The organism is Blautia marasmi, from assembly GCF_900258535.1.
Classification (GTDB): domain Bacteria; phylum Bacillota; class Clostridia; order Lachnospirales; family Lachnospiraceae; genus Blautia; species Blautia hominis.
Genome location: NZ_OIWX01000001.1, coordinates 3,402,811 through 3,426,581, shown reverse-complemented (window position 1 = coordinate 3,426,581; position 23,771 = coordinate 3,402,811). Strand labels below are relative to the sequence as shown.

At 46.8% G+C, this 23,771-nt stretch carries 21 protein-coding genes and 1 tRNA gene; 6 read left to right on the top strand and 16 right to left on the bottom strand.

Translation table 11 applies throughout. The features are described 5' to 3' along the window. The first annotated feature begins 38 nt into the window (after positions 1-38). Positions 39-548: a VanZ family protein gene (locus C6P39_RS14755; RefSeq protein WP_104804269.1), complete on the top strand. Its 510-nt coding sequence runs from the start codon at positions 39-41 to the stop codon at positions 546-548. Between the two features lie 60 nt (positions 549-608). Here the strand turns inward: C6P39_RS14755 and C6P39_RS14750 are convergent, their stop codons facing one another. From C6P39_RS14750 to C6P39_RS14695, 11 genes are all read right to left on the bottom strand, one after another. Next, entirely contained in the window at positions 609-1,583 is a 975-nt protein-coding gene (locus C6P39_RS14750) for a biotin--[acetyl-CoA-carboxylase] ligase (protein WP_095172075.1), read from the bottom strand. A gap of 95 nt (positions 1,584-1,678) precedes the next feature. Further along, on the bottom strand, positions 1,679-2,635 hold the full coding sequence (locus C6P39_RS14745; protein ID WP_095172076.1) for an ABC transporter permease: 957 nt from the start codon (positions 2,633-2,635) through the stop codon (positions 1,679-1,681). Further along, positions 2,635-3,723 carry an ABC transporter permease gene (locus C6P39_RS14740; protein WP_095172077.1) on the bottom strand — a complete coding sequence of 363 codons (1,089 nt, stop codon included), beginning with the start codon at positions 3,721-3,723 and terminating at the stop codon, positions 2,635-2,637. Before C6P39_RS14740 ends, C6P39_RS14745 begins: the two co-directional genes overlap by 1 nt. Then, a complete protein-coding gene (locus C6P39_RS14735; RefSeq protein ID WP_104804268.1) occupies positions 3,716-5,287 on the bottom strand; it encodes an ABC transporter ATP-binding protein in 1,572 nt (523 codons plus the stop codon). The genes C6P39_RS14740 and C6P39_RS14735 overlap by 8 nt, the downstream gene beginning before the upstream one ends. 181 nt (positions 5,288-5,468) lie before the next feature. Beyond that, on the bottom strand, positions 5,469-6,716 hold the full coding sequence (locus C6P39_RS14730) for a BMP family ABC transporter substrate-binding protein (protein ID WP_104804267.1): 1,248 nt from the start codon (positions 6,714-6,716) through the stop codon (positions 5,469-5,471). Between the two features lie 113 nt (positions 6,717-6,829). Further along, positions 6,830-7,744: an alpha/beta fold hydrolase gene (locus C6P39_RS14725; RefSeq protein WP_104805940.1), complete on the bottom strand. Its 915-nt coding sequence runs from the start codon at positions 7,742-7,744 to the stop codon at positions 6,830-6,832. A gap of 108 nt (positions 7,745-7,852) precedes the next feature. Beyond that, positions 7,853-8,239, bottom strand: coding sequence for a 4Fe-4S binding protein (locus tag C6P39_RS14720; RefSeq protein ID WP_026255561.1), 387 nt, complete (start codon positions 8,237-8,239; stop codon positions 7,853-7,855). A gap of 199 nt (positions 8,240-8,438) precedes the next feature. Further along, positions 8,439-8,789 (bottom strand): cupin domain-containing protein, encoded by a 351-nt coding sequence (locus tag C6P39_RS14715; RefSeq protein WP_065543076.1) that lies wholly within the window; start codon positions 8,787-8,789, stop codon positions 8,439-8,441. A gap of 64 nt (positions 8,790-8,853) precedes the next feature. Beyond that, positions 8,854-9,531, bottom strand: a complete 678-nt coding sequence (locus C6P39_RS14710) for a DUF554 domain-containing protein (protein ID WP_095172080.1) — start codon at positions 9,529-9,531, stop codon at positions 8,854-8,856. 15 nt (positions 9,532-9,546) lie between these two features. After that, positions 9,547-9,885, bottom strand: a complete 339-nt coding sequence (locus C6P39_RS14705) for a cyclic-di-AMP receptor (RefSeq protein ID WP_018596100.1) — start codon at positions 9,883-9,885, stop codon at positions 9,547-9,549. Positions 9,886-11,049: 1,164 nt separating this feature from the next. After that, entirely contained in the window at positions 11,050-12,360 is a 1,311-nt protein-coding gene (locus C6P39_RS14695) for an IS30 family transposase (protein ID WP_104803025.1), read from the bottom strand. 232 nt (positions 12,361-12,592) lie between these two features. On the opposite strand from C6P39_RS14695, the gene C6P39_RS14690 reads away from it, so the two are divergent. Continuing rightward, a tRNA-Gly gene (locus tag C6P39_RS14690) sits at positions 12,593-12,665 on the top strand. Positions 12,666-12,731: 66 nt separating this feature from the next. Here C6P39_RS14690 and C6P39_RS14685 read toward each other — a convergent pair. Continuing rightward, positions 12,732-14,255 carry a serine hydrolase gene (locus tag C6P39_RS14685; protein WP_104805939.1) on the bottom strand — a complete coding sequence of 508 codons (1,524 nt, stop codon included), beginning with the start codon at positions 14,253-14,255 and terminating at the stop codon, positions 12,732-12,734. Between the two features lie 225 nt (positions 14,256-14,480). Between C6P39_RS14685 and C6P39_RS14680 the strand changes: the two genes are divergently transcribed. Further along, a complete protein-coding gene (locus C6P39_RS14680) occupies positions 14,481-15,824 on the top strand; it encodes an amidohydrolase (protein WP_104804265.1) in 1,344 nt (447 codons plus the stop codon). Positions 15,825-15,831: 7 nt separating this feature from the next. Here the strand turns inward: C6P39_RS14680 and C6P39_RS14675 are convergent, their stop codons facing one another. Further along, positions 15,832-16,596 (bottom strand): nitroreductase family protein, encoded by a 765-nt coding sequence (locus C6P39_RS14675; protein ID WP_095172087.1) that lies wholly within the window; start codon positions 16,594-16,596, stop codon positions 15,832-15,834. A gap of 181 nt (positions 16,597-16,777) precedes the next feature. Here C6P39_RS14675 and C6P39_RS14670 point away from each other — a divergent pair, with 181 nt between their 5' ends. From C6P39_RS14670 to C6P39_RS14660, 3 genes are read left to right on the top strand one after another with little or no spacing between them, the layout of a single operon-like run. Further along, positions 16,778-17,149, top strand: a complete 372-nt coding sequence (locus C6P39_RS14670; RefSeq protein ID WP_095172088.1) for a GntR family transcriptional regulator — start codon at positions 16,778-16,780, stop codon at positions 17,147-17,149. Continuing rightward, positions 17,146-17,844 (top strand): ABC transporter ATP-binding protein, encoded by a 699-nt coding sequence (locus tag C6P39_RS14665; RefSeq protein ID WP_095172089.1) that lies wholly within the window; start codon positions 17,146-17,148, stop codon positions 17,842-17,844. The genes C6P39_RS14670 and C6P39_RS14665 overlap by 4 nt, the downstream gene beginning before the upstream one ends. Further along, entirely contained in the window at positions 17,838-18,659 is an 822-nt protein-coding gene (locus C6P39_RS14660) for a hypothetical protein (RefSeq protein ID WP_095172090.1), read from the top strand. Before C6P39_RS14665 ends, C6P39_RS14660 begins: the two co-directional genes overlap by 7 nt. A gap of 100 nt (positions 18,660-18,759) precedes the next feature. Here C6P39_RS14660 and yicI read toward each other — a convergent pair whose 3' ends face one another. The 3 genes from yicI to C6P39_RS14645 all read right to left on the bottom strand — a co-directional run bounded on the left by yicI (position 18,760) and on the right by C6P39_RS14645 (position 23,714). Beyond that, complete coding sequence (gene yicI / locus C6P39_RS14655; protein WP_104804264.1) at positions 18,760-21,006, bottom strand: alpha-xylosidase; 2,247 nt, start codon at positions 21,004-21,006, stop codon at positions 18,760-18,762. After that, a complete protein-coding gene (locus C6P39_RS14650; protein WP_104804263.1) occupies positions 21,003-21,653 on the bottom strand; it encodes a YesL family protein in 651 nt (216 codons plus the stop codon). The genes yicI and C6P39_RS14650 overlap by 4 nt, the downstream gene beginning before the upstream one ends. Positions 21,654-21,722: 69 nt before the next feature. Then, on the bottom strand, positions 21,723-23,714 hold the full coding sequence (locus C6P39_RS14645) for a glycoside hydrolase family 31 protein (protein ID WP_104804262.1): 1,992 nt from the start codon (positions 23,712-23,714) through the stop codon (positions 21,723-21,725). Positions 23,715-23,771 lie beyond the last annotated feature (57 nt).

Below are 23,771 nucleotides of genomic sequence, written 5' to 3'. Positions count from 1 at the left end.
GTAACCAAAAATTTATAAATACAAATGAGGAATCAAATATGAAGAAATTTTTCATACTGCTGCTGAAGCCCTTTTCCTTTCTCCCGGCCCTTCTGGTCATGTACATGATCTTTTCTTTTTCCGGCCAGACGGGAACGGAATCCGGCAATCTCAGTTATAAAGTCAGCCACAAGGTCATCGTAACTGCCGATAAGATACTCAATAAAAATATGAGCGAAGAACAGATTGCCTACTACACAGACAAGATCCACACCCCCGTCAGGAAACTGGCACACATGACCGAATACTTTGTGCTGGCTGTCTGCGTCTCCTTCCCTCTTTATGTGTACGGACTGCGCGGAATTTTACTGATTCTTTTTGCCGGACTCATAAGTGTGGGATTTGCCTGCACGGATGAGTTTCATCAGTCCTTTGTAGCCGGAAGAGGCCCTTCCAAAAGGGATGTGATGATAGACAGCATCGGTGCATTCGCAGGTATTTTCCTTGTGCAGTTCGTCTGCTGGAATGCTCTTCGCCGAAACAGAAAGAAAAACAGGCGCTGCCGCTGACAAAGAAATGCTTCTGCTCTTTTAGCAGAGGCATTTCTGCGGTTTACACCTGTTTTTTGATCACTGCCTGTCTTCATGGAGATTCAGAGAGACATCTCCGCAGGGAAGGACCTCCTCCTCCCCCTGTTCGTTTTTGATCAGAAGCCTGCCGTCCGGCAAAATCTTTTCCGCCTCCACACTTCTCACCTGCGTCCCGTATGCCACCCGGACTCGTCTGCCGGGCACAATATTTCTGGAAATGTATTCCCCCGGAATCCCCTCCTTTTCTGCCTCCTCAAGCAGATAATTGATGATTCCTGCAGTCAGCAGGTTCCTGTCTACATACGCATCCCCTTCCAGTACAGCCCCAGCGGTACCGGATAATTCCTTCGGAAAACCGCCGGCCGGCATACGAAGATTCAGACCGATCCCCACGATCACCAGCTCAATGTCCCCGGTCTCAAAATCCGTGACAGCCTCCGTGAGGATCCCGCAGACTTTCCGTTCTCCCAGATACAGATCATTGACCCATTTGATTCCCAGGGACACACCGCAGACCTGCTCCACGGCCCGGCAGACAGCAACAGCTGCCGCTGCCGTAAGTGTCAGACTCTCCTGGGCGGTTCTCTTTGGCCGCATCAGTACACTTAAATAAAGGCCGCTGCCCGCAGGCGAGTAAAAGCTGCGGCCACGCCTGCCCTTCCCCTCTGTCTGGGCCTCTGCTGCCACAAAAGAACCGTGGGGAAGGTTTTCCTCAATCCCTCTTTTTTTCAGATACTGGTTGGTGGAGGAAATCTCCTTTTCCACCTGCATAAACACATCCGGGTGTTCCAGATGCATTTTCACTGCTTCCACAGACAGAATATCATTATCCGTCTCAAGGGCATATCCCCTGTTATTCACGGCGGTGATCCTGTATCCTTCCTCACGGAGGCTCTTCATGGCCTTCCACACCGCTGTTCTGGAGTATCCAAGCCTTAACGCCAGTTCCTCCCCGGACAGATATTCTCCCCTGTGACTTTCAAGCAGCTTCAGAAGCTCTGATTTTGTTGACATATTCCTGCCTCCTATCCACTGATCATTGACTCTATCCTGCATATTCACGAAAAGCCAGGCTCCCGCCGGGAATCTGGCTTTTCTCTTGTGAATCCTTATCTCTCCTCACGGAAATAATTCACACCGCAGGACTGCGGCTGGGAATTCTCCTTGGAAGAACGGATGGATGTGACGATCAGCACAAGTATGGTCATAAAGAACGGCACCATATCAAAAATGGAGTCCGGTATCTTGATGACTGATTTTGGCACATAGTATTTCAATACACTGAATGCCCCGAACACCAGCGCTGCAAAGACAGCCTTGTTCGGATTCCAGGTAGCAAAGATAACAAGCGCCACGGCGATCCACCCGAGACCGTTTACACAGTTGCTGATCCATACGCCGTTACAGATGATCATGGAACAGTACGCACCGCCAATACCGCAGATCCCTCCGCCCAGCATCAGATTGATATATTTCAGTCTTGTTACCGGAAGACCTGCCGCATCTGCAGCCGCGGGATTTTCACCCACCGCACGGATATTCAGGCCGGCTTTTGTCCTGTGCAGATAAATACCGCACAGTATGGCAGCCGCAATTCCAAGATAGACAAATATATTATAGTTAAAAAACAATTTTCCCAGCACTGGGATATCAGACAGCACCGGAATCTCCACCTTACCAAGGCTGTCCAGAATGCCTGCGGGCAGTTTCAGGGAGGTTGCCCCTGTCTTTTCCCTGACAAAATCACCGAAGAAGTTACTCAGTCCAATACCGAAAATAGTCAGGGTCAGACCCGTAACGTTCTGGTCTGCCATAAACGTTACCGTGAGCACTGCATAGATAAGGGCTCCCAGCATACCGGCCGCAAATGCAGCGATCAGGGCCAGAAGCAGATTATCCGTCTTATACCCCATCATAAATCCCGCGCATGCACCGATGGACATCATACCTTCCACACCCAGATTCAGATGGCCTGATTTTTCGTTGATGATCTCACCCAAGATCCCGAATAAAAGCGGAGTACCGGCAAGGACCGCCGCCACAAAAAAGTTAGTAAAAAAATCCATTACGCCTTACCTCCCTTCTTACGGGTAACAAACCGGTATCTGACAAAGAATTCGCATCCAAGTACAAAAAACAGGATGATCCCCTGCAGCACGTCAGCAGAGTAGGCGGACAGTCCATAGGAGGACTGCATGACCGTACTCCCCTTTTCCAGCACACTGAATAAGAAAGATACCACCAAGATCCCCACCGGGTTAAGCTGTGCCAGCCATGCCACAATAATAGCCGTGAATCCCACGCCGCCCGCCACAGATGTGGTGAGTGTCAGATCAGAACCGCTGGCCTGCACCATACCCGCAATACCGCAGATGGCACCTGAGAAAGCCATGGTGCGCAGTACGATCTTCTTATAATTCATACCCGCGTACTGGGCTGTAGCACGGCTCTCGCCTACCACACTGATCTCATATCCCTGTTTTGTATATTTCAGATAGATGTACACAATCACTACCAGCACAAGCCCGATCAGCCATCCCACATGCACACCGAACAGTTTGTCAAGCTGCGCATTCTCCCCAAACCGTGCGATCTTGGGAAAACCTGAGGAATTGGGGTCCTGCCACGGGCCGTCTCTTAAAAAGGAGATGAGATACAGTGCGATATAGTTCAGCATCAGTGTAAAAAGTGTCTCATTGGTACCAAATTTTGCTTTAAAGAATGCAGGAATGATACCCCAAAGGGCACCGCCCAGCATACCCGCTAAAAACATGCAGATCATGAGAAGCCAATGCGGGAAATCCCAGCAGAACAGAGCAAAAAAAGTGGCAAACACCGCCCCCATGATGATCTGTCCCTCAGCTCCTATATTCCAGAAACGCATCTTAAACGCCAGGGTAAGTCCCAGCGCCGGTATGAGCAGCGGCACCATCACCTTAATGGTGGCCTGGAATGCCATGCTGCTTCGGAACGCGCCTGACACAATGGTTGCATATACAGAAAACGGATTATACCCGATACAGAGGATAAAGAGGCCGCCGGCTACAATGGCAAGCAGTACAGAAGCCAGACGCAGCAGCCGTACCTGCTTTGCGGGGCGCTCTTTTCTCTTCTCCACACGAATCAGAGGCTCTTTCTTCCTTGTCTCATCCATCAGCCTTCACCCCTTCCCTTTTTGATCCTGTCATCATAAGTCCCAGTTCTTCTTTTGTGACTGACGCGGCATCCACGATACCCGTCACCTCTCCATGGCAGAGCACCATGATCCTGTCTGAGATCTCCAGCAGCACATCCAGGTCCTCACCGATGAACATAACGGCTACCCCCTTCTTCTTCTGCTCATTCAGCAAATCATAAATCGTGTAGGAAGAATTAATGTCCAGGCCTCTCACCGGATAGGCTGTGATCAAAACTGACGGCTCTGATTCAATCTCCCTTCCCAGCAGAACCTTCTGTACATTACCGCCCGAGAGCAGCCGCACAGGGGTCTCCACATTGGGCGTCATGATCTCCAGGCGCTCCACCAGCTCCTCCGCCAGCTTTTTGGCGGGCTTTCTGTCCACAAAGATTCCCTTCGCCTTGTCATAGGACTTCAGAAGCATGTTGTCCACCATACCCATGGAGGCTACAAGCCCCATGCCCAGCCTGTCCTCCGGGACAAAGCCAAGACTGATGCCCAGATTGTTGATCTGCTTAGGTGTCTTTCCTATAATATTCTCTTTGTTGTGCAGGATCGCTCCCGTCTCCACAGGCAGCAGACCCGCAATGGCTTCGCACAGCTCTTTCTGACCGCTGCCAGCAATGCCAGCCACACCCAGGATCTCTCCTGCTTTTATTTCAAAAGACAAATCTTTCAGCGCAGTGGTCCCATCTGATTTTTTTACGGAAAGATCCACCACTTTTAACCTTGTGTGTACATTTTCACACTTAGGGCGGTCTATCTCCAGAACCACCGGGCGGCCAACCATCAGTTCAGTAAGCTGCTTTTCGTTAGTTTCTGCTGTATTTACCGTATCAATACTTCTGCCTTTTCTCAGAATGGTCACCCGGTCACTGATCTCCATAACCTCATTCAGTTTGTGGGTGATGATGATAATGGCGCTTCCCTGCTCTTTCATTCTTCTCAGGATAGCAAAGAGCTTCTGTGTTTCCTGGGGCGTGAGCACCGCTGTGGGTTCATCCAGGATCAATATGTCGGCATTTCTGTACAGTACCTTTAAAATTTCCACGGTCTGTTTCTCGCTGACAGACATATTGTATATTTTCTTCTCCGGTTCGACCTCAAGGCCAAACTTCTGGGTCAGCTCCAGGATTTTCTCCTTCAGCTCCTTTGGCTTGATCCTCTTTCCCTCTGCACCGATCACCACATTGTCCATGGCAGAAAACACATCCACCAGTTTAAAATGCTGATGGATCATGCCGATCCCCAGCTTTTTTGCATCCATAGGGGAATTGATCACTACTTCCCTGCCATTTACTTGGATACTTCCCTCATCCGGGTGGTAAATGCCTGAAATCATATTCATCAATGTGGTCTTTCCGGAACCGTTCTCACCCAGAAGTGCAAGGATCTCTCCTCTTCTGACATCCAGGTCAATATGGTCATTCGCCACAACACTGCCAAATGTCTTTGTGATACCTCTCAGCTCAATGGCATTCTCTACCTTGTCTAAAGCCAACTGTGTCACCTCTCGTTTCTTTCTGTTTTGGTAACGCATACTCCATCCGTTACAATTTTAGACACAAACATACAGAATAATTGTATCATAAGAAAAGAGGGAATACAAAATGATTTTTTACATTTTATATTCCCTCTTTGTTTTTTTCTCTAAACAAGAACTATTGATGGTAATTATACAGCCAGCTCAGTAAATGCCGGGACCGGCTGATCCGTTATCCTTAGTCTACAACTACATTCTTGTAATACCAGTTGATGCCTCCGGTGATGGTTGCATCATCCAGTGTACCGCCTTCTGTTCCTACTACTTTGCCGTCGTTTGTCTCCAGGACACCGTCAAATACATTGAAGCCTTCTTCCATGATCTTTCTTCTGGCCTCTTCCACTTTTTCTTTGGTTCCCGGTGCGCACAGTTCCTCATTGATCGGTGTGATATCTACAAGACCGTCATCCATGCCGCCGAAATAGATTTCCGGTGTCCATGTTCCGTCAATCACTTTCTGTACAGCCTGTGTATAATATACACCCCAGTTCCAGATAACAGAGGTAAGTGTTGCTGCCGGAGCATCCTTGCTCATATCTGAGTTATAACCAACGCCCCATACGCCTGCTGATTCTGCCTCTGTCTGGGGATTCGGTGTATCACAGTGCTGTCCGATCACATCACAGCCTGCTGCGATCAAAGCTTTTGCCGCATTGGTCTCCTCTGTGGGGGAGAACCAGCTGTTCGTAACTTTTACGTGGATTTCCGCATCCGGGTTTACTTCCGCAACACCGATGGCAAAAGCATCAATACCGCCGGTAACCTCAGAGTTCTCAGAACCCATAGCTGCAACATAACCAATCTTGTTGCTCTCTGTCTTCATACCGGCAACAATACCGGATAAATATCTGGCCTGATAAATTCTTCCGAAATAGTTGTTGAAGTTTGTGTCATTGGACTTATATCCTGTGCCGTGAGAGAAGATCACATCCGGGAATTCCTGGGCAAGCTGTTCACAGGTATCCATGTAGTTAAAGCTGGTGGCAAAAATGATCTGGCATCCATCCTCTATACATTCTCTGATAGCCTGTTCCGTCTTTGTAGGATCTGTATCCGGAATATTGTTCTTGCGGATGATCTGGCTGTCTTCCAGTCCCAGTTCTTTCTGCATTTCCACAATACCCTGGTCGTGTGTATATGTGTATCCGGAACCCTCTGCCGGGTCAGAAATATGGATAACACCAACCTTCAGGTCTTCTTTGGCAACAGGTGCAAACTTGCCGGTGCCTTCCGTCTTGCTTTCATCTGTTTTGTCATCCTGCTTGTCCGCATCGTCCGCTTTGTCCGTATTGGTATCTTCTGTCTTGGTTTCTTCTTTTTTGGTTTCTTCCTTCTTGTCTTCCGCTCCCTGCTGCTGTCCGCAGCCTGCCAGCATTGCGCCGACCATTGTCAGAGACAATACGATACCTAAAATTTTCTTTTTCATGCTCATCCTCCTTTTGATAACCCTTGTACTTCTTTTATGAATACAAATTAACTATAACATTATCTTTTTTGTTTTTCAACCGGCATGTTGGAGATAATTTCAAAATAATCACCTTATTTTTCCAGATATTGATAAATATTTTGAAAAACTGTCAATTTGTTTTTCTCGTTCAAAATTTCATGGCGCATCCCGGGATAAAGCTTTCCTGTCACATGGCGATACCCCACCTGTTTCATATACTGAAGCTCCTTGACAAATTTTCTTCCGTTTCCGATACAGGGGTCGTCCTGGCCTCCCAGAAACAAAATAGGCAGCTCCGGGTTCTGCAGTCTCCAGCCTTCTTTACTATATGTCTCTTTGAGCAGCATCAAAAGCCCTTCAAACCCATCCGCCGTAAAAGTAAAACCGCACAGAGGGGACTGCTCATACGCCTTCACCACTTCCTCATCCGAACAGATCCAGGCAAAGCGGCTCTTCTCCCCTGCAAAACGGCTGGCAAAGGAACCGAAGGACATGGTCTCCAGCAGTTTACTGTGGTAACGGCCTCCCTTTTTCTGTTTCTGCATCCTGGCAATGAGAAGCCCCAGATCCACCGCCGGATTCTGGCAGGGCGGCCCGGTAAGGATCAGTTTTTCCACTTCATTGTCAAAATATTTCAGGTAATTCCTGGCTACCAGGGTACCCATGCTATGCCCCAGCAGATACACCGGCAGATCCGGGAATATTTCCTTGATCCACAAAGTAATCTGATGCAGGTCTTCCACCATGGCTTTATTCTTTCCGCCGTAGAGATATCCCAGTTCTTCCTGATTATGTACACTTTTCCCATGCCCCCGGTGGTCATGGATCACACAGAGGTATCCCCTCTCTGCCAGATATTCCATAAACGGCAGATACCTCTCCTTATTCTCACTCATACCGTGGGAAATCTGTACCACTCCCTTACTTCCCTCTTTGGGCACTACCCACAAGACAGACAGACCCAGTCCGTCGTATTCTGATTTCAGTACCGCTGTGCCGTGTACCATGCAAAAACCCCCTTTTCCAGGCAGCGGGTCCCGCCTGCCGCCAATGTTCAATCCTCCAAAACCCAAAAGGCTGCCGCACGGTAACTGCGGCAGCCTCCTTACATATGCTTAGCCTTCTACAACTTCCAGTACGTCCATCGGACATGCTTTCGCACAGATACCGCAAGCGATACATTTGCTGCTTGTAGGTGAATCCTCTGCTTTTACCATTACATGGAAAGGACATGCCTCAACACATTTGCCGCATCCGGTACATTTTTTCTTGCTGATCATGTAAACACCCTTTGCATTCTGTGTAATCGCGCCCTCCGGACAGGCTTCTGCGCATTTTCCGCACTGTACGCAGACCATTGGTTTTGCATCGCCCTTTTTGTCAATGATCTGGATACAGGATTTGTCCGGGTCAAACTCCTTATAAAAGCTTGTTGAACATGCTCTTACACACTCCAGACATGCCATACACTTTGCGCCTTTGGTCACTTTCAGTTTCTTCATCTTGAATTCCTCCGCTTTTTTCCTGAAATTTTTGTATGTATTTAGAAACATACACAAGCATATGCTTATGTGATAATTTTAACATTATATATTATGTTTCACAAGTGGATTTTACAAAAAAGGACATTTCCACCCACGTAGAAACGCCCTTTTTGTCATATTTTGTCAGAGGGGTTTCCCCTCCTAAAATTTGTTTCGGTTATTTTGCTGCCTCATTGTAGATCAGCGCCATCATTTCAAAATCTTCGTCTGTGTTGTTCTCCATGCTGTGGCTCTGTCCCGGTTCAATGACACATACATCCCCGGAATGCACCTCTGTGCGGCTGCCGTCATTGTCCACGAAAACCCCGGTTCCTTTCAGCACAAAATAAGGTTCTGTATTGCCCACGTGCTGATGCATACCGATGGAGCTGTGAGGCTTTAACACTACTTTGGCATATAGCTTTCCATGTCCGTAAAGCTCTTCCTCCTTCAGGATGTGATGGAACTCCACGGTTCCCTCTCCGCCCCGCACATTCTGCTGTGCCACTACATTTGTCTTTCTGACCACGATGTCAATCCCCTTTCTTCTGTCGTATCCTATCCTCCCGGTAAAATGGGTATGGATCTTCTGTTTATAAAAATGATCTGACGATAAAGAACACTGCCGGAACCAGAAATGCCGGCAGCATATTCATGGTTCTGAAATTCTTGATCCCCAAAATGCTGAGGCCTGAACTGAAAATCAGGATGCCTCCGATGATAGAGATCTCCGCCATGATTGCCGGACTCATAACCCCTGAAAGCAGCAGCGCCAGGCAGTAGAAAAATCCCTGCCAGAAAAATAAAACAATAGCAGCCAGCGCAATTCCAAATCCAAACGTGGATGCCAGCACGGAAGACGTCACAAAATCCAGCATGGCATTGGTAAACAGGTAAGTATTGTCCCCTTTCAAAGCGCTCTCCATGGGACCCAGAATAGACAGCGTGCCCACACAGAACAGAAGTATCGCTGTGGACAGTCCCTGAGCCAGGTTCCCATTGGAAAAGCCGGTGACAAACTTTTTAAACCTGTCCTCCAGATGTATCTTCTCTCCAAGAAGCCCGCCAAGAGCCAAACTCACAATAAACAGGACCGGGTACTCACTCTGGGGCATATACTTGACTATGGCATTGATCCCAAGCGCAGTGGCTGCCAGCCCCATAGCCTGCATCATGATCTCCTGATGTTCTTCCCTGATTCCCTTTTTCAGTCTGCTGCCGATAAAGCTTCCAGTCAAAATAGTTGCGCAGTTTACCAGTGTTCCTATCATCTCTTGTATCCGCCTTTACAGTTTCAGATATTGTTCCACATTCACGATAAATACGGTAGCCCCGCCCACATCAATGGTGACCGGCGGCGCGGAATATCCCAGTACCGGGCCTTTTGTTCCAGCCGAGTAGGTTGGGTTGATGAGCATCTCTTTTCTCCTGGAACACTCCTCCTTGATGACCTGGAGCACCATTTCCACTTTGTCGTCCTCAGTACCTATCATCAGCGTGGCATTTCCTTTTCTCAAAAATCCGCCTGTGCTGGCAAGTTTTGTCACACTGATGCGTTCCTTATTCAGACGTTCTACCACGAATCCTTCATCTTCTTTGTGCACGATTGCAAATATCATTTTCATAATGAAGCACCTCCTAATGCAGTGCTGCTCTTTACCCGCCGCCCGGCCTCTTATGAAATCCCAGGCGCCTGAGGCGTCTGACCAGCTTTTCGTCTATTATAGCATAAATTGAGCATAATGGTAAATTATTTTGTATAATTCTTCTTGCAATCAGTCCCTTTCACAAAACATTCAAATTCCATTCACAATTCTTTTAATATTTCACCACAGTTTCATCATATTTGTGGTTTAGTATTAGATACATAGAAAGGCAATCACCTTTATATAAAAATTTTCTTTTTCATACGCCGGGCTTTCAAAAAGCCCGGCCCTCCTTTTTTTATCCCTTCTTTTCCGTAAAAGCCGCCCCCAAACGCTCTCTCAATACCAAAAACGGTCTTCATCTAATTATCTGCTTTTATTTTCAAACTGTTTGGCACTGCTGCAAAGTCTTTTTACATTCTCCCAATTATCACATACTTGTTCTACAAACTGCCTGTAAATACGCAGCCCCTTTTTATGCCCCGGTATCCGAACTCCATGGTAAGCCTTTCCTTTTGAAATTATCGCCCCCCACGGATCTTCAATCATCTCAACATCCGTCAGATCATCATAGGCAGCCGCCACCCATGCTGAAGGTGTCCTCTTAGAATTGCGTTCACTACTAAACTGTCTTTTTCATACTGTCCACAGAAATAAGTGAACTGCCTCATGCACTGCCTGAGCGTCCCAAGCCGAACTGTTGCTGGTCGGCAAATTTTTCTGGAAAATTTTTAAATTTGGTGAGTTGAAAAAGTAACTTCCGTTTTGCAGGGGTAAATTCCACTTGGAGTATCTTGGGTGAAATTTACTTTTGCTATAAAGTAAAATATACTATCCATAGGCGCGTTTTACTGATATAATTAAGANTCATGGAATAGGTGAGTTGAAAAAGTAACTTCCGTTTTGCAGGGGTAAATTCCACTTGGAGTATCTTGGGTGAAATTTACTTTTGCTATAAAGTAAAATATACTATCCATAGGCGCGTTTTACTGATATAATTAAGATAAAACAGCAGGATTTTGATATTTTTGTGCATTAAGATCAGAAGTCGGATTTACTTGTCTTTGTTCGGAAGCTGTAAATTCCACCCCTGGGGAGAAGACTATGATGACTGTGTGCGATCACAAACTCCTGGCTGTTTTTTTATTTATTGTTGTTTAAAATTTTTGGTGTCAGGATGATCTCGTCTGCCGGGATCCTTTTTAAGCCAAATACATCTAATATCTTCTGCCCATACTGAAATGCAAAAACATCGTAAGGGCTTTTGTTTCCAAGATTTGGTCTTGTATAAGAATTGATGTGGCTCATCATGAGGCTTATCTGTTCCTGCGTATATTGACCGATGTCTATACCTTTGGGAATACAGCGGCGTATCATCTCATGGTTGTTTTCACAGCTGCCTTTCTGGGAAGGGACGCCTGGATCACAGTAGAACATACGGGTCCTTTGATTCCCCTGTCTGTCGTATTCGATCGCTGCAGGATTCGTGAATTCACCGCCATTGTCTGTCAGCAGCACTGGGAACAGATCAAGAAAGATATCAGGGCGGAGCTCCATATACAGTTTCTCAAATATATCAATGACAGACCGGGAATCATTGGCTGCGCGCAAGAAGGCGATCTGGAGTTCCTGCTGTACAAAGTGTATTGTGAGAAGGACAGCTCCGCCCTTTATACCTTCCACAGAATCGAGCTGTATCACAGGATAAAGCGGATTTTCAGCCATAAAAGCCTGATAGTCTTCAAAAGTGCGCCCGATCCGGCATGCTTTGTCTACCTTGAAGGGACTCTTTTTACCTTTTCTCGGACGCATCCGGACGATCCTGGGCATATCCAGGTTCCGGGCTGAAAAGAGGCCGTGCTTGACATAGGTATACAAGGTCCTTTCAGACAGCATAGTCTCATCCCCGTGATGGACCGCTATATGATGAAGAGATTGTCCATTGCGAAGAAGGGGAGAAATGATGCTGTCAAGATGGAGCAGTTCTTTTTCAGAGACTGCAAAACCGGACCGGGATTCTGACTTTAACATATCGTATTCTTTTTGTGCATGGGCAGCACGATAGAAAGATTTTTCTAAAGAGCAGCGTGAGCGTTCTCTGCAGGGATTGCAGACATAAGGAGGTTTTAGCAGCTCTTTACAGGGATAAGAGACATAAGAAAGACAATCTTCCATACATTTACCACAGGACCAGCAGGGCCTGTTCGATCTGGCAGTGCAATGAGAACAAGAAGAGTGTATCCTGCACTGGCGTTTGAAATTTATCAGACAGTCGTTAAAAGCTCTGCCCATGGAGCCTGTTTTTTGTTTGAGGATATGTTTACGGACCTCTTTGGAGATGGTAGTACAGTCTTTACCCAGAAGTACGGCAATCTGTTTAAATGTAGAACCTTTGTCAAGTTCCCCTTGAATGGTGATCCTGTTATCTAAAGTCATATGTTTATTTTTACTCATGAAAATTTCCTCCTATGATAAAGCCAGAAGAAGAAGTCATATTTGTAAGAATAGGATACCAGAAATTTCGGAAAGATTAAATTCCATATCCGAAATGAGTGAGGTTAGGAAGGAGTAAATTCCACTCCCGAACGGAATTTACTTTTTCAATTGAGAATTTTTAAATTTTTTTCTAAAAACGTGTTGACATTTGGCGAAAGGTATAGTATATTATGTCTTGTCGTTAAGACATGCGCGAGTGGCTCAGTTGGTGGAGCGCGACCTTGCCAAGGTCGAGGCCGCGGGTTCGAGTCCCGTCTCGCGCTCTATTTTTTTGTCAAAAGGACGGACATCTTTCAAAGATGCCCGTCCTTTTTCGTTCTGCATTTTAACTATGCATAAATACTCCCCGCTTTTCTCACAAGCTCTTCCAGAAGTGTCTGCATTTTCCCAATCACCGGATGACTGCCCAGGCCATATTCTCCTGCCAGCCGCTCCATTCTCGGAAATGCCAGCCAGGTACTGCCCACCGCATCCTCCCAGAGAGCGATCCTTAGAGGAAGTTCCAGGGAAATACTCTGGTCTTCCTGCATCAGCCCGGTCCCAACCTTGGGTGCCCCGAAAACAACCACGGTGGTCGGCCTCAGGGATAAACCTGCCTCCTCCGCATTTTTGGCATGGTCAAATATGGCAAATACCGGGATCTTCTTTTCCTCCAGGATAATCTGCAATCGTCTGACCATATCCTCCACCGGGAACTGCCCTTCAAGGAGATACAATTTATTATCATCGTAATTGGTGGACAGCAAATCTCCGAAAGCACCTGCAATTTTTCTTCCCAGATTCGTAAAATCAATTCCCTCCTTATTGGCCAGAAGCGTGACGCATACCAGTTCATCTGGGTGAGTGAACCTGCTTAGGAAAGAAGAATACCCCGGAACAGAACCCTTGATATCCATCAGTCCTCTGTGTTTATAAAACTGCCATCCTGCCACTCCAGGCACTTCTCTGCCGTCCGGCAGGTTCCATGGCGCATAGACAAGCTTTCTGTGCTCCGGCTTATGGATCAGCACCCCGCCTGCCAGCCCGATATCCCAGAAAGATATATCCTGCGCGGATGCCCAGATATCCCCCACACCCCTAAGGGCTGAGGATGCAGCCCGCTCTGTCTTTCTGCCTGCTATGTCATAACTTGCCGCCGGTTCCGTAGGGTCTATGTACTTTCCGTCTTTCTTAAAAAGCTGATGAATGTTCTCTGTCAGAGACACATCCTCATGCCGGAAATTTTCCAGGTCCTCCGCAAATCCTGTCCTCTTAAGCCCAAGGAAACGGATCTGCCTTTCCATCACAAAATCGTGATACGTTTCACCACTTACGCGTTCTACAATCTCTGTCAGCATCAAAAAGTTTGCTGCACTCCATTCTACATCCGTACCCGGAGTAAAATGCAGTGCTTCTCTGTTTATCAGCGCAAGCATCTCTTGAAATTCCCATTCTCTATAAATGTCAAACCCGTCTTTTCGGTAATCCGGCAGCCCTGACGCATGGCGGAGCAGCTGCAGGATTTCGATATTATGCCATTCCTTTGGTACTTCCGGTATGTGATCCCCCAGCTTATCTTCAAGTCCCAGCTTTCCATCCTCAAAAAGCTGCATGACAGCTACAGCCGCGAATGCTTGGGAAATGGGACCTGCCGGCCACATTGTGTTCGCAGAAGCCAGCCTTCTCTCACCTGTATCTGACAGTCCATACCCCACTACCCTTGGAATATACGGTGCTTGGACAATTGCCAGGGTAAGTCCCGGAATCTCTTTTTCCTTCATAAACTCCCATACCATGGAATCCACGCTCTGTCCAAGATATGACACATCTGCACTGCCTCTCATTTTCATAACTTCGTGTTCTTTCGTATTCATAGCTGCTCCCTTCCTGAGCATCAGGCTCAGAATATAAATCCTCATCACGTTTCTGTAACTTTAATTATTACATTTATACTGTAACTATATCAGTTACATTTTATTTTGTCAAGAAACATTTACAGATTGACCGGAAATTTTCTCCATCTTATAATAAAAGAAAACGCGTAACTGTGAATGTAGGGAGCTGGCACGAAAACTCTTTTGCCGGGAAAGGAAAAATATATGCTTAACACAGAAGAAATAAAACGTCTTGTAGAAAACCACAGACCGGAGCTCATTCAGGCCGCAGACCGTATCTGGGAATTTGCTGAGGAGCGCTTCTCAGAATTCAGATCCTGTTCGCTCCAGATGGATATCCTGAAAAATCATGGATTTGCCGTCAGTTCCCCCTGTTCCACGCTGCCCACCGCCTTTATGGCCAGATATGGGAGCGGTCATCCGGTTATCGGGTTTCTCGGTGAATACGATGCGCTCTCGGGCCTGTTCTGGCCGGCTGACAGTATTCATCCGCCCACCGAAGCGTCTGCTTCCACCGGTGCAAAAAGTTGCGGACACGGGTGCGGCCACAATCTTTTGGGCACCGGCGCACTGGGAGCTGCCCTTGCGGCAAAAGATTATATGGACCTTAAAAAAACCGGTGGAACCATTATTTATTACGGCTGTCCGGCTGAAGAGAACGCTGCAGGCAAGGCCTTCATGATAGAGGCCGGTTTCTTTGAAGGAACAGACATCTGTCTTTCCTGGCATCCCCACTTTAAATCCGGACTATTCAATGATGCTCTTGCTAACTGCCGTGTCTCTTACCGCTTCCAGGGAACCAGTGCCCACGCTGCCCAATCTCCCCATATGGGAAGGAGTGCTTTGGATGCCTGTGAACTGATGAACGTAGGTGTCAACTACCTCCGTGAGCATATGATCGATGAGGCCCGGGTCCATTACGCTTATCTGAACTCCGGCGGCACTGCGCCAAATATCATCCCTGCCGAAGCTGAAGTTTTTTACGCCATCCGTGCTCCCCGCACGGAGCAGGCAGAGGCATTAAAAGAGAGGGTAAACAATATTGCCAGAGGTGCAGCCCTCATGACAGATACCACTGTGGAGATAGATGAAAAATGTATCTATGAAAGTTTTCTCCCCAATCAGACACTTGACGATCTGGTACTGAAATATCTTGACCGCTTTCTGCCGCTTTCATATACAGATGAGGAGATGTGTTATGCTGCACGTTTTGTGCCATTTGGCAATTTACCGGACACCCCGGATCCGATTGATACCGTCCCGGATTTTTCTCTTCACAGAAAGACCAGTATTTCCACAGATGCCGGAAATGTCAGCCAGAGAATCCCTTCTTCTGCTTTCATGGTAAACTGTTACGCAAACGGTTCTCCTCTTCATCACTGGAGTGTGACCGCACAGGGCAGATCCTCTATAGCACACAAAGGAATGCTGGCCGCTGCCGGAATCCTTGCTTCCTGTGCCTGTGAGATTTTGCTGCATCCCTCTGTTGCCGTTCAGGCCAGGCAGGAATTACTGCGTTTACAGGACAAAAATCAGAAAAGGACATGATCCTTGATCACGTCCTTAAAATAGCACTCAATATATACTGGCTGTTCGGGAAATTCTTATGGGTAATATCCTCCAGACGGATCAAATCCACGTCCAGCCACAATTCTTCCGCAACGATCATTAGATGAGAAAACATGATACCAAAATTAAATTCCTCATATTTGCCCAGGTGATTCATATTATGCTTCTTGGCAAACACGTGAATTCTGTTATCATAAACTACAAACCGCCACGGCTGGCTGTTCATACTGGAAGGAGCCAGGCGTGCGGAATCCAGAAGCTGCTTCATCCACTGCCTCGGAACCTCCTTGTACACACAGAGGTCCTGCAGGTCCATGCGCTTGGCCTCCACGGCCTTTCTGGTATGGCTGCCCCGGCTGTATCCAAATGCCATGAGGATCACAAATTTCAGATTCCCCTTGTGCGGATTCCCTGCCTTTGGCTTCACACCGCCAAAGAAACAGGTCCCCAGCCCTTTGGCACACATAAAGAGCGCAAGCTGCTCCATAATATAACCCGCGTTCATCATGGCCCGGTCTTTCTCCTCTGAGTAAAAGGCAATATAATACGGAGCCTTTATGCCCAGCAGATGTATTCTTTTATTTTGTCCCTTAGTATTATCTATAATAGAAATCTCCGTATGGATACCGGGATTTAACCCTTCAATCTGGCTGTAATACTCTCTGATCTCATTCAGCAGAGCAGCCTTCACCGGTTCCATCTCATAGCTTCGGACTGATTTCCTTGAAAATATCGCTTCGTATAAGTTCATACTCTCACCTTTTAATTTTTCCGTAACAATATTGTAACATATAATCGGGGAATTGCAATGCCTAAATCGAGGGTTTTTCAAATTCTTTTGTATTTTTTTTAAAACTTATTGACAATGGGCTTATAAACGCGTATTATTGTATTAAGCAATTAGTACAGTAATACAGGAGGTGTTACATTATATGTCGTGGAAACTAAATCCAGATCGGCCTGTCTATGTACAGCTGATCGAGCGTATCACAACCGATATCATCGCCGGCATCTATCTGCCGGGGAGTAAACTTCCATCTGTGCGGGACCTGGCACAGACTGCCGGTGTGAATCCCAACACAATGCAGAAAGCCTTGTCAGAGATGGAACGTACGAACCTGGTATACAGCCAGAGAACCAGCGGAAGATTCATTACGGAGGACCTTAGTATGATAGATAGTCTGAAAACAGAACTTGCATCTGAACAAGTCAAAGAGTTTCTTGAAAAAATGGAAAAAATAGGCCTGTCTAAAGAGGACATCATAGGCCTGATCCAAAAAGTGAGCGAGGAGGAGAAAAAATGAGTACGATTTTTGACTGCCGGGGCCTGACAAAACGTTACGGCAATAAACTGGCACTCGACCACATCGACTTATCACTGGAGCGTGGTAAAATTATCGGTCTGCTTGGCCCTAACGGCAGCGGCAAGACCACATTGATCAAACTGCTGAACGGGCTTCTGGTTCCCACTGAGGGTGAAATCTTTATTGATGGCAAGGCACCCGGTGTGGAGACAAAGAAGATCGTATCCTATCTGCCGGAACGCACTTATCTGAACCGATGGATGAAGGTCTCTGATCTGATCTCCTATTTCTGTGACTTTTATGCGGATTTCGACAGGTCCCGGGCTTATGATATGCTGCAGAAGCTGAATATCAACCCTAACGACCGTTTAAGCACCATGTCCAAAGGTACTAAGGAAAAAGTACAGCTCATACTGGTCATGAGCCGCAGAGCCAGCCTGTACTGCCTGGATGAGCCCATCGCGGGCGTGGACCCTGCAGCCAGGGATTATATCCTTTCCACTATTATCAACAACTACGACGAAAATGCAACCATCCTTATTTCCACTCATTTGATCTCCGATGTGGAAAATATTCTGGATGATGTGATCTTTATTCAGAACGGCCATATCCGCATGCAGGACAGTGTGGACAATATCCGCCTTGCAAAAGGCATTTCTGTGGATAGTCTGTTCCGGGAGGTGTTCAAATGTTAAAGAAACTATTCAAATATGAGTGGAGGTCTGTTTCCACACTACTATTTATTGTACACGGAGCGCTTTTAGTTTATGCACTTATCGGGCGTATGGGATATCAAATTTATTTTTCAAAATATCTCTCTGATTCCAGCAACACCGTCATGGGAATCACAACTATGTTTTATGTGACCGTTTATGTTTTGGGGATCATGGCAGTCCTGCTCATGACCATGCTCTATCTGGCGATGCATATACAGAAGAGTTTCTTTTCCGATGAGGGCTACCTGACCCACACGCTTCCGGTATCACCCACACAGCTTTTGCTGTCTAAAATGTTTATCTATTGGATCTGGACAATACTTGACATTATTTTTGTAGTCATCTCCATCGGTATCCTGCTGATCAATAAGGATACCTGGCCTGCTTTCACTCATGTATTGGGGGAAATGTGGCACTCCCTCAGTTCCCTGAGCGGATTTTCGGATATCATGAATACCATTATCTACCTGCTGTCCATTTTCATTGATTTCTTCTGCTTCTCTACGGGGCTGTTGATCTTTGCCATCTGCCTGGGCAGCCAATTTAAGACTCATAAAGTCATGGGGTCCGTACTGTCCTTCTTTGGCATTGTTATTGTAAGCAATATCGTAAATCTTATCATTAGCGGAATCACTCTTCCCGGTGGGATCGGAGCAACCCTAATGGTCACACGTGCCGGTGAGACTGTCGTAAACTATTCTTATATCGTGGAAACTATATGGTATCTCTTAGCCGGTATTTTCTTCTTCTTTGGCAGCAGATACATCTTGTCAAAAAAACTGAATCTGGAGTAAGGTATCAGAAAAAAATGGCACAGAACCTGTTCGCAAGGTTCTGTGCCATCTCTTTTTATATCCTGCTGCAATGGATACAGCATCTTTACAGATACATTTCTTATGCCATTCTGATCTTCTGTCCCACAAGGCTCTTCACTGAGTAATTACCGTTTCCACCTTCCACATGTACCAGGATCTCTCCGTCACAGCACCGGGCATGGGCTTTCATTACGGTATTTCCTTTGCAGTCCGGAATTTCCACTTCCACTTCTTTTCCATCCGCAAATACGGACAGAAGGAGGGTCACACCGTCCGCAAAATCATACTCCGCTTCCCGGTCATTGTTTCCTATGGGCAGAATAGTATTTTCTTTCACCATGAGTGGCAGGGAATGATAGTCATGGACTTCCTTATACCAGGTTCCGCCTTCCCGTGTCTCCCCTGTGATCAGGTTCACCCAGGTTCCCTTTGGCAGATAGTAATCCACTTCGCCTGACTCCTTAAAGATGGGAGCAGCAAGCAGAGAAGGACCGAACATATACTGGCGGTCCAGTGTGTCGCAGGCTCTGTCCTGGGGGAAATCCAGGAACATGGGCCGCAGAACCGGTGTCCCGTATGTATGGGAGCGCACAGCCTGCCCGTACAGATACGGCATAAGACGACATTTTAGGTTGACAAATTCTTTCAGCACCACGCAGGCTTCCTCATCAAAAAGCCACGGCACGCGGTAAGAGGAAGAACCGTGCAGACGGCTGTGTGAACTTAAAAGCCCGAATTGGCACCAGCGTTTGTAAATATCCGCGGGAGCTGTCTGCTCAAATCCACTGATATCATGGCTCCAGAAACCGAAACCGCTGAGAGAAAGGGACAATCCGCCCCGCAGGGTCTCCGCCATGGAAACATAGGTAGCTGAGCAGTCACCGCCCCAGTGTGCCGGGAATTTCTGTCCGCCTACGGTGGCAGAACGGGCAAAGAGGACAGCATCGCCTTTTCCTCTTTCTTCCTCCAAAAGTTGGAATACCGTCTGATTATATAAATAGGTATAGTAATTGTGCATCTTAACCGGGTCTGAGCCGTCAAAATAAGCAATATCCTTTACAGGCACCCTTTCACCGAAGTCTGTCTTAAAGCAGTCCACACCCATGTCCAGAAGTGTCTTCAGTTTGCTCTGATACCATGCACAGGCATCCGGATTGGTGAAATCCACCAGTCCCATTCCCGGCTGCCACAGATCTGTCTGCCATACACTTCCGTCTGTGCGTTTTACCAGATATCCATTCTTACTGCCTTCCTCAAACAGACAGGATCTCTGGGCAATATAAGGGTTGATCCATACGCAGATTTTCAAACCTCTGTCATGGTACCTCTGCAGCATGGATTTGGGATCAGTAGTCACATTTGGATCCCATTTGAAGTTACACCACTCAAAAGCCTCCATCCAGTAACAGTCAAAATGGAACACATGCAGCGGAATATCCCTGTCAGCCATCCCCTGTATAAACCCGGAGGTGGTGTCCTCATCATAATCTGTTGTGAAGGAAGTGGTGAGCCAAAGGCCAAAGGACCAGGCCGGAGGCAATGCCGGTTTTCCGGTCAGCTCTGTATATTTTTCCACGGTCCCCATTGGGCTTTGCCCGCTGATGAAATAATAGTCCAGGCGCTCCCCTTCCACGGAGAACTGGATCCTCTCCACCTTCTCGCTGGCGATCTCGTAAGCCACGTCCCCCTCATTGTCCACCAGGACGCCATATCCCTTGTTGGTAATGTAAAACGGTATATTTTTGTAGGCGATCTCACTGGCTGTGCCGCCGTCTTCATTCCACATCTCAACCGTCTGCCCGTTTTTCACAAACGGTGTAAAACGCTCGCCAAGGCCGTATACATACTCATCCACATCAATGAGAAGCTGTTCCACCATATAATTCTTACCGGTTTCCCTGTTATGCATGTGTGCAAGATTGCGGAAGCTGGACTCTGTCAGGAATTTCTCCCCCTCATAAAAAGCAAGCTTGTACGCATTGGGGGTCTTGTGGATCACAGCTTTCAAACTGCCGCTTGCAAAGGTAAGACAATCCTCTGTCTCGGTGATCTCTGCATGTGGATGGTCATTTTTTATTTCCGCAAAAGGCCCTTTATAAAGCGCGCCTGCATGGTGAACGGCAGACACCTTGATAACCCCCTCCATGGGTGTTGAAAGAGTGACGGTCAGCATGGGAATATTAAGGGCATCCCCTCTGCCCGCAATATGCTTTCCGGGAAGATAAACCACCAGTTCATCTCCCTTAACGGTATGGCCCGCGTATTCTACGGCGTAGGCCGGGGTCATTTCGTCTCTTAACAGCCAATATCCATTGGTAAATCTCATTCTCTTATTCCTCCCTCTGTTTTAGGTTCATGTTTTAGGAGTACACGCTCCAAAAATTCCGACATTAGAAAAGTAATAGGGCCCGGAACAAAAAACATCAGCATGGGAATTTTCCAGATAAACACTCCAAAACATCCCAGAATCAGTAATAAAACCAGGCTAGTAAACAGATAACGCACTCCCATGTACATGGATAATTTTAAAATCCATCCAGCACTCATATCAAAGCGGGATAATGCAGGAAATGCATAGCATACCATTATCAGCAGATATACGGATACGAGGGCATAGACACAGATAAAAAACAGGCCCACATAACCGCTGGTGTTTTTCATCAGGATTCCGATATTCAGGTGCATTGCCAGTGTTGCCGCTGCAAGTATTACCCATATTATAGTGGCAGGCACAAAATTCATTTTAAAGGCACGGAAAAACTCTTTTGAGGCATAGCCATCGTTATTCTTCACACATTTCACCATGGAATAATAAAGTGCTGTGCAGGAAGCCCCTATAGTGATGACGGGAAGGCTGCACAATACCCATAAAAATCCAAGAGCTAGTACATCAAACGCCTTGTCGCATATATTCACAAAGCTGCCCCCAAAACTAAATAAGTTTCTGTCTTTTCCTTTTTTCACTTCTCTCATTCCTTTCTGTTAACAACTGCCTGCTGCTTACTACAACTCATTCTGTGCCCCTGCATTCGTTTTGCTTCTTTATGCCAGTTCGGGACGTGTCCCCGCCTTTGCAAATACCGGAATGGTATCCAGAGGTGCTGCAACCGTCACCATTTGTCCGCCCTCATATTCCTTTCCGTCGTTTATATCTCTCCAGTGTCCTTCTGGAAGATATAAGTTTCTCTCTCTCATATCTTCATATAGGATAGGAGCTACCAGCAAATCCGGTCCGAACATGTACTCATCCTCGATTTCCCAGGCTTTCTTATCCCCAGGGAAGTCATAAAACAGAGGTCTCATAACCGGGCTTCCCTTTTCGTGAGCTTCCTGCATTAGTTCTGTCACATAAGGTCTCAGCTTTTCTCTCAGTCCTAAATATTTTGTGCAGATAGAAAGCACCTCTTCCCCATAGGTCCATACTTCGTTTGGTGAACCGCTTCTGTGTTTTCCACCGCCGGATTCACTGAGTCCCGGAAGAAATGGTTCTCTAAAGCCATGGAGACGCATTACCGGACAGAAAGCTCCGAACTCAAACCAGCGCACCAGGACTTCTTTGAACTTCTCGTCATTGATATTTCCCCCGTGGAAACCGCCAATATCTGTGGTCCACCAGGGCAGCCCCGAAATTCCCATGTTCAGGCCAGCGGCAAGCTGATTTCTAAGAGAACGGAAAGAGGAATCAATGTCACCGGACCATACCAAAGCTCCGTACTTCTGGGAACCTGCCCAGGCACAGCGCAAAAGATTCACAATGTTCTCCTGCCCTTCTTCTTCCATCCCTTCGTAGGCCATACGTGCGTATTCCTTAGGATACATATTTCCCACTTCCATATCTGTACCGCGGAAATAACGGTAATGGCTGAATTCATATGATGTCAGCTCTGGTTCAGCCTCATCTAGCCAGAAGATTTTAATACCAGCATCATAATAATTTTTCTTTATTTTCTCCCACACATACTTCCTTGCATCCGGATTAGTGGTGTCTATGAGGCTGGCTACATTGAGCTGGCCCAGACGTTTTCCGTATTCAGAACGTGTGAGATAGCCCAGTTCCTCCATCTCCTGATAGTTTTCACTGGTCTCCTCCACTGTGGGCCAGATAGAAACCATAAGTTCGATTCCCATCTCTTTGAGTTCATCCACCATAGCCTTGGGATCCGGCCAGAAATCCGGGTCAAATTTCCAGTCACCCTGGTTCGGCCAGTGGAAATAATCTGCCACGATAACAGAAATAGGAAGTCCTCTTCTCTTATACTCTCTGGCAACCTCCAGAATCTCTTCCTGGGACATATAACGCAGCTTACACTGCCAGAAACCAGTGCCATAATCCGGCATCATGGGAACTTTTCCCGTGGAATCTGCGTAAGCTTCTTCAATCTCAGCCGGAGTGTCTCCCGCTGTAATCCAGTAATCCATCTGTTTTGTGGAATTTGCCACCCATTCTGTTACATTTTTTCCAAAAGTAACCGTTCCGATGGCTGGATTATTCCATAAGAACCCATATCCGTTGCTGGAAAGGGCAAAGGGAACACTGGCCTGGGAATTACGCTGTGCCAGTTCCAGACAGCACCCCTTTACATCCAGATATGGCTGCTGATACTGTCCCATTCCGTAAAGCTTCTCCCCATCCACTGGTTCAAAGCGTACTGTCAGTTTATAATTATCTGTATTCTGGTGAGGTTCAAAGGTTCTTGGCTCAATTTCCAGAGCACTGTTATATTCTTTCCTGTAGTCCGCACGGATTCTCTCAAATTCTTCCAACAACAATTTACCATTCTGGTTAAAAAAGCGAAGTTTTCCTGTAGGGGTAATCTCACAGCGGATTTTTCCGTTCTCTATAACTGTATACTCTTCTCTTTCATAGACCTTTATCTGACTGTCTTTAGGCTGCTGTAAAGCAGACAAATCCTCCGGACTGAATTCATGTCTCTGCGTAGCTCTTACACGGAAACTGTTTTCCCCCCAAGGTTCCACACACAGCAATTCTTTATCAAAACGTCTGTAAACTTTATTGCCTTCTTGCTTTATCATATATAGCTCCTCCTGCTATTTCCCTTCTTTTCGTATATCAGACAAAAGGATTATGTT